The 6,834-nt window shown below is 73.0% G+C and carries 4 protein-coding genes; 2 read left to right on the top strand and 2 right to left on the bottom strand.

Features of this window, described 5'->3' with window-relative positions:
* Positions 1 to 77: 77 nt before the first annotated feature.
* Positions 78 to 917, bottom strand: a complete 840-nt coding sequence (locus tag ACWGN5_RS23045; protein ID WP_453518182.1) for an SCO6745 family protein — start codon at positions 915 to 917, stop codon at positions 78 to 80.
* A gap of 122 nt (positions 918 to 1,039) precedes the next feature.
* Here ACWGN5_RS23045 and ACWGN5_RS23050 point away from each other — a divergent pair, with 122 nt between their 5' ends.
* Both ACWGN5_RS23050 and ACWGN5_RS23055 read left to right on the top strand, forming a co-directional pair.
* Positions 1,040 to 1,642, top strand: a complete 603-nt coding sequence (locus ACWGN5_RS23050; protein WP_453518166.1) for a TetR/AcrR family transcriptional regulator — start codon at positions 1,040 to 1,042, stop codon at positions 1,640 to 1,642.
* A 28-nt stretch (positions 1,643 to 1,670) separates the two neighbouring features.
* Positions 1,671 to 2,951 carry an SGNH/GDSL hydrolase family protein gene (locus ACWGN5_RS23055; RefSeq protein ID WP_453518168.1) on the top strand — a complete coding sequence of 427 codons (1,281 nt, stop codon included), beginning with the start codon at positions 1,671 to 1,673 and terminating at the stop codon, positions 2,949 to 2,951.
* A gap of 40 nt (positions 2,952 to 2,991) precedes the next feature.
* Here ACWGN5_RS23055 and mfd read toward each other — a convergent pair whose 3' ends face one another.
* Positions 2,992 to 6,522 (bottom strand): transcription-repair coupling factor, encoded by a 3,531-nt coding sequence (gene mfd, locus ACWGN5_RS23060; protein ID WP_453518170.1) that lies wholly within the window; start codon positions 6,520 to 6,522, stop codon positions 2,992 to 2,994.
* Positions 6,523 to 6,834: the final 312 nt, after the last annotated feature.

Genomic DNA, 6,834 nt, shown 5'->3' on the forward strand with positions numbered 1-6,834 from the left:
TAGGCCGAGGAGTGCGGGACCCTTCGGATCTTTGGTCCCGAATCGGACGGCCCGAAGGCCCGGGGTGTGAGGTCGCGTCAGATCTTGCCGATGCCGAGGGTGTTCTCGGAGGGCAGCAGGCCGGAGCCGATGAAGGCCAGCCAGGGGCCGCCCAGGAGGTCGCTGAGCCGGGCGGTGTCCTCCGGGCCGAGGGCCTCCCAGGGGCCGGCGGCCAGCTCGTCCGTACGGCGCTCGACCTCCGCGCGCAGGGCGCGGCCGGCCTCGGTGGCCGATCCGTCCGCGTCGAGGAGTCCGCGGGCGGTGAGCCGCTCCCGGGCGGCGGCCCAGGCGTCCTCGCTCCAGCCGCGGCTCTCGAAGACGGGCTCCGGGGCGGCTCCGACGGCGGCGAAGGAGACGAGCGACTCGGCCGGGTCGAGGCCGGCGGCGACCAGGGCGGTGATGTGGCCGTCGCCCCGGTGCTCGCGCAGGATCGTGGCCGCCTGCCAGAGGACGAGGTGCGGGGCCTCGGGCCAGGGCAGCTCGGCGTGGGCGGCGGCGAGCGGGCGGCCTGCGAGGCCGGCCGATTCGGCGGCGCGGCGGGCGAGCCCGGCGGCCTCGGCCAGTTCGGGGCTGTCGAGGACCTCCTGGCCGAGGAGGGTGCGGTAGATGCGGTCGGCGGCGCGGAGCCGGGCGGCGAGCGCATCGGCGGGGGCGGCGACCTCCCAGGCGGCGGGGACGTGCCGGGCGACCTTCTCGGGGCTGAAGCCGTAGAAGGCGGAGGCGACGCGGACCGGTCCGGCGGGGCCGAGGGCGGCGGCGCGCCAGGCGAAGTAGGAGGGCCAGCGGTCGGCGGTCTCGTAGCCGAGGGCGGCGGCCTCCTCGAAGGCCTCGGGGGCGTAGTAGAGCACGGAGTGCAGGGGTTCGAGCAGGTGCCACATCTGACGTACGCGAGCGGTGTCCACAAGGGCCTCCCGGCTTCATCCACATCTTGTCGGTGACTAGATAGTACGCCGCCCCCGTGGGAACTTGTCAATGACTAGATGGCGGCTAGTCTGCTGTCATGACGACGAGCCGGAGCAACTACCACCACGGCGACCTGCGGCAGGCCGTCCTCGCCGCCGCCCTCGACGTGATCGCCGCCGAGGGCCCCGGGGCGCTCAGCCTGCGCGACCTCGCCCGCCGCGCGGGCGTCTCGCACGCCGCCCCCGCCCACCACTTCAAGGACCGCACGGGCCTGCTCACCGCGATCGCGACCCAGGGGTACGAGCTCCTCGCCGGGGCGCTCGCGGACGCCGAGCAGGGAGCGGCCGGACTGCGCGAACGCGGCGTCATGTACGTCCGCTTCGCGCGGGAGCACCCGGCGCACTTCCAGGTCATGTTCCAGCCCGACCTGCTCCGTACCGACGATCCCGACCTGCTCGCCGCGAAGGAGCGCGCCTCCGCCGAACTCCGCGCGGGCGTCGCCGACCTGGGGGGCGTCCCCGACGCCCGTACGGCCGGCATCGCCGCCTGGTCGCTCGCCCACGGCTTCGCGACGCTGCTCCTCACCCACAACGTGCGGGACGCGGTCGGCGAGCGCGACCCCGAGGAGTACTTCCGCTCGCTCACCGGCCTGCTCTTCAACGGAGGCGCGCCCCAACTTCCCACCGGGGAACGGGAATAGCCCGCGTCGGCCAGTAATTGACGGAAGCATGCGAACCACGAACACGCTCCGCCGCTCCGCCCTCGCCCTCCTCACCACCGCCACGCTCGCCCTGGCGCCCACCGCGCTCGCCGACAGCGGCCACCACGGCGCCAACGGCCCCGCCTGGCGCGGCGCCTGGGCCGCCTCCCCGCAGTCGGCGACCGCGCCGTTCGCCCCCAACTGGTCGCAGCAGGGCTTCGACAACCAGACGGTCCGCCAGGTCGTCCGCGTCACCGCCTCCGGCACCCGGACCCGCATCGAGCTGACGAACCGTTACGGCACCGGCTCGCTGCGGATCACCGGCGCGACCGTCGCCCGTACCGCCACGGGACAGCAGGCCCGCAGCGCGGTCGTGCCCGGCTCCGTGCGGACGCTCCGCTTCGACCACCGGGCGTCCGTGACCATCCCGGCCGGCGAGACCCTCCTCAGCGACGCCGTGAACCTCCCCGTCCAGGCCTTCGAGCAGCTGACCGTCACCCTCTACCTCGCAGGCACGACCGGCCCGGCGACCTTCCACCACATCTCCTCGGCCACCAGCTACCGCGCCGCCGGCGACCACCGCGCCGACCTCTCCGGCGCCGCCTTCCAGGACGCGAGCACCTCCTGGTACTTCCTCTCCGGCGTCGAGGTCACCGGCGGCCGCGACACCGCCCGCCGCGACGGCATCGTCACCTTCGGCGACTCCATCACCGACGGCGTCGGCTCCCGCACGGACGCCGACAACCGCTACCCCGACGAGCTCGCCGAGCGCCTCGCCGCCGCCGGCCGGCCCCGCGCCGTCCTCAACCACGGCATCGCCGGCAACGAGGTCACCAACGACACCACCTGGGCGGGCGAGAAGGCCCTCCACCGCTTCCGCAAGGACGTGCTCACCGAGCCCGGCGTGCGGACCGTCGTCCTCCTTGAGGGCATCAACGACATCGGCGGCAGCGGCCCCTTCTTCCCCGGCGGCCCCACCCCCGAGGTCTCCGTCGAGAAGCTGATCGCCGGCCACCGCACCCTGATCGCCGAGGCCCACGCCAAGGGCCTCAAGGTCGTGGGCGCCACCCTCACTCCGGTCAAGGGCTCCGCGTACTTCACCGAGGCCAACGAGGCCAAGCGGGAGGCCTTCAACGACTGGGTCCGCACCTCCGGCGCCTATGACGCCGTCGTCGACTTCGACCGCGCCGTCGCCGACCCGGCCGACCCGGACCGCATCCTCCCCGCGTACGACTCGGGCGACCACCTCCACCCGGGCGACGCGGGCTACCGCGCCATGGCCGAGGCCCTCGACCTCGACGAGCTCTGAGCAGTACGGCGGCGCCCCCCGGGAGCGCCGCCGTACAACCTCAGCCCCCGAGGATCGTCGTCAGGAACTCGCCCGTCCACGCGAGGAGTTCACGGCCGACGACCGGCTTCCCGCCGATCTTCCCCGTCGTCGGGCGCGGCACCAGGATCTGGTGGACGGCCGGCTTGATGACGGACTTCGGGTGGAGGCGCTTCAGCCGCAGCTCCTGGGACTCGCGCAGCTCCACCGGCGCGAAGCGGATGTTGGAGCCCTGGAGCACGATCTCGCCGACCCCGCACGCGCGCGCGAGCATCCGCAGGCCCGCGACCAGGAGCAGGTTCTCCACCGGCTCGGGCAGCTTGCCGTACCGGTCGGTGAGCTCCTCGCGTACGGCCCTGATGTCCTCCTCCGAGTTCGCCGAGGCGATCGAGCGGTAGGCCTGGAGCCGCAGCCGCTCCCCCGGCGCGTAGTCGTGCGGCATGTGCGCGTCGACCGGAAGCTCGATCTTGACCTCCAGCGGCGGCTCCTCCTCCACGCCGCCTTCCAGGGACGCCCGGTAGTCGGCGACGGCCTCGCCGACCATCCGCACGTACAGGTCGAAGCCGACGCCCGCGATGTGACCGGACTGCTCGCCGCCGAGCAGATTGCCCGCGCCGCGGATCTCCAGGTCCTTCATCGCCACGTACATGCCGGCGCCCATCTCGGTGTGCTGGGCGATCGTCGCGAGCCGCTCGTGCGCGGTCTCCGTGAGCGGCTTCTCCGGCGGGTACAGGAAGTACGCGTACCCGCGCTCCCGCCCTCGGCCGACCCGGCCGCGCAGCTGGTGGAGCTGGCTGAGGCCGAAGTTGTCGCCGCGCTCGACGATCAGGGTGTTGGCGTTGGAGATGTCGATGCCGGACTCGACGATCGTCGTCGACACCAGCACGTCGAACTTCTTCTCCCAGAAGTCGACGACGACCTGCTCAAGGGCCTGCTCGGACATCTGGCCGTGCGCCGTCGCGATCCGCGCCTCGGGCACGATCTCGCGCAGCCGGGCGGCCGCCCGGTCGATCGAGTCGACCCGGTTGTGGATGTAGAAGACCTGGCCCTCGCGCAGGAGTTCACGCCGGATCGCGGCGCCGATCTGCTTCTCCTCGTACGGGCCGACGAAGGTGAGGACGGGGTGCCGCTCCTCGGGCGGGGTGGTGATCGTCGACATCTCCCGGATGCCGGTGACCGCCATCTCGAGCGTACGGGGGATGGGGGTGGCGGACATCGTCAGGACGTCGACGTTCGCCCGGAGCTTCTTCAGCTGCTCCTTGTGCTCGACGCCGAAGCGCTGCTCCTCGTCGACGATGACCAGGCCCAGGTCCTTGAACTTCGTCTCGGAGGAGAAGAGGCGGTGGGTGCCGATGACGACGTCGACCGAACCCTCCCGCAGACCCTCCATGGTCGCCTTCGACTCGGTCTCCGTCTGGAACCGGGACAGCGCCCGCACCTTCACCGGGAACTGCGAGTACCGCTCGCTGAACGTGCCGAAGTGCTGCTGCACGAGGAGCGTCGTCGGGACGAGGACCGCGACCTGCTTGCCGTCCTGGACGGCCTTGAAGGCCGCCCGTACCGCGATCTCCGTCTTGCCGTAGCCGACGTCGCCGCAGATCAGACGGTCCATCGGGACCGTCTTCTCCATGTCCTCCTTCACCTCGGCGATGGTGGACAGCTGGTCGGGCGTCTCCGCGTACGGGAAGGCGTCCTCCAGCTCCCGCTGCCAGGGCGTGTCGGGCCCGAAGGCGTGACCCGGCGCCGCCATACGGGCGCTGTACAGCTTGATCAGATCGGCCGCGATCTCCTTGACGGCCTTCTTCGCGCGCTGCTTCGTCTTCGTCCAGTCCGCGCCGCCGAGCCGGTGCAGGGTCGGCGCCTCGCCGCCCACGTACTTGGTGACCTGCTCCAGCTGGTCGGTGGGGATGTAGAGCCGGTCACCGGGCTGGCCGCGCTTCGCGGGCGCGTACTCCACGAGGAGGTACTCGCGGGTCGCGCCCTGCACGGTCCGCTGCACCATCTCCACGTACCGGCCGACGCCGTGCTGCTCGTGCACGATGTAGTCGCCGACCTCCAGGGTCAGCGGGTCGATCGTCTTGCGGCGCTTGGCGGGCATCCGCTGCCCGTCCTTGCCGGCCGCCTTCTGCCCCGACAGGTCGGTCTCGGTGAGCACGGCCAGCTTGAGCGCCGGATCGACGAAGCCGTAGTCGATGGAACCGGTCGACACGTGCACGACCGACGGGGAGATCTCCGTCAGGTCCGCGTCGAGGCGGGCCGCGATGCCCTCGCCGCCGAGGACCTCGACCGTACGGGACGCGGGGCCGTGAGCCTCCGTCACGTACACCGTGCGCCAGCCGTCGGCCAGCCAGCCCTTCGTGTCGGCCAGCGCGCGGGCGGTGTCACCGCGGTACGACTCGGGGGCGTGCATGCCGAGGGTCAGGGTGTCCCCCGCGACGATCTCGTCCGCCGCGAACGGCGACACCGACCACCAGGCCATGCCGAGCTCGCGCGCCCGGTCCCGGACGTCCGCGATCCCCCACAGGGAGGCCGCGCCGACGTCGATCGGCGCCTCGCCGCCGCCGGCGGTGGCGGCCCAGGAGGCCTGGAGGAACTCCTGGCTCGTGGCCACCAGGTCGGCGGCCCGGGTCCGTACCCGCTCCGGGTCGCAGACCACGGCCATCGAGCCCTTGGGCAGGACGTCGAGCACCAGCTCCATGTCGTCGACGAGGACCGGCGCGAGGGACTCCATGCCCTCCACCGCGATCCCCTCGGCGATCTTGTTGAGCAGCTCGCCGAGCTCGGGGTGCTCCTCGGCGAGTGCGGCGGCCCTCTCGCGCACCTCGTCCGTCAGCAGCAGCTCACGGCAGGGCGGCGCCCACAGCCCGTGCTCCGCGACCTCCAGGGAGCGCTGGTCGGCGACCTTGAAGTACCGGATCTCCTCGACGTCGTCGCCCCAGAACTCGATCCGGAGCGGGTGCTCCTCGGTCGGCGGGAAGACGTCCAGGATGCCGCCGCGCACGGCGAACTCGCCGCGCTTCTCCACGAGCTCGACACGGGAGTACGCGGCGGCCGCGAGCCCCTCGACGACCTCGTTCAGATCGGCGGTCTGGCCGCTCTTCAGCGCCACGGGCTCCAGGTCCCCCAGGCCCTTGACCTGCGGCTGCAGTACGGAACGGATGGGCGCGACGACGACGGAGACGGGCCCGGCGGCCGGGTCGTCGTCGCGGGGGTGCGCGAGGCGGCGGAGCACGGCGAGCCGCCGCCCGACGGTGTCGGAACGAGGAGACAACCGCTCGTGCGGCAGGGTCTCCCAGGAGGGGTACTCGACGACCGTGTCCGGGTCGAGGAGGGACCGCAGCGCGGCGGCCAGGTCCTCGGCCTCCCGGCCGGTCGCCGTCACCGCGAGCACCGGCCGCCCCGAGTCCCGGGCCAGCGCGGCCACCGCGAACGGGCGCGCGGCCGCGGGGCCGACCAGGTCCACGTGCGGGCGGTTGCCGTCGGCGGCGGCCTTCACCGCCTCGGCGAGGGCGGCGTCCTTGACGACGACATCGAGCAGACCGTGCAGACTCATGGAGCTTCCATCCCGGGTTCGTACGACGGGGGCGGGCAACGCGAACAGCCCGACACGTGTCACGGGCCGGGTGGTCCCGGGCCTCCGCGACCCGGTCGCCCCCAGCCTACGACGCGCCCCTGACCCCCGCGCCCCGTTACGCCCCCGCGCCGCGCCCACGCCCGTTGTGGGCGCGCTTCCGCCGTTGTGGGCATGCGTTCCGCCGGGGCGGTGCCCACGCCCGTTGTGGGCAGGCGTTCCGCAAGGGGCGGAACGGGTGGGCACAACGGACGGCGCCCTTGCCGGCGCCAGAGGCTCCCGCGCCTGAACCCG

It is taken from the genome of Streptomyces sp. NPDC055815 (assembly GCF_053616475.1).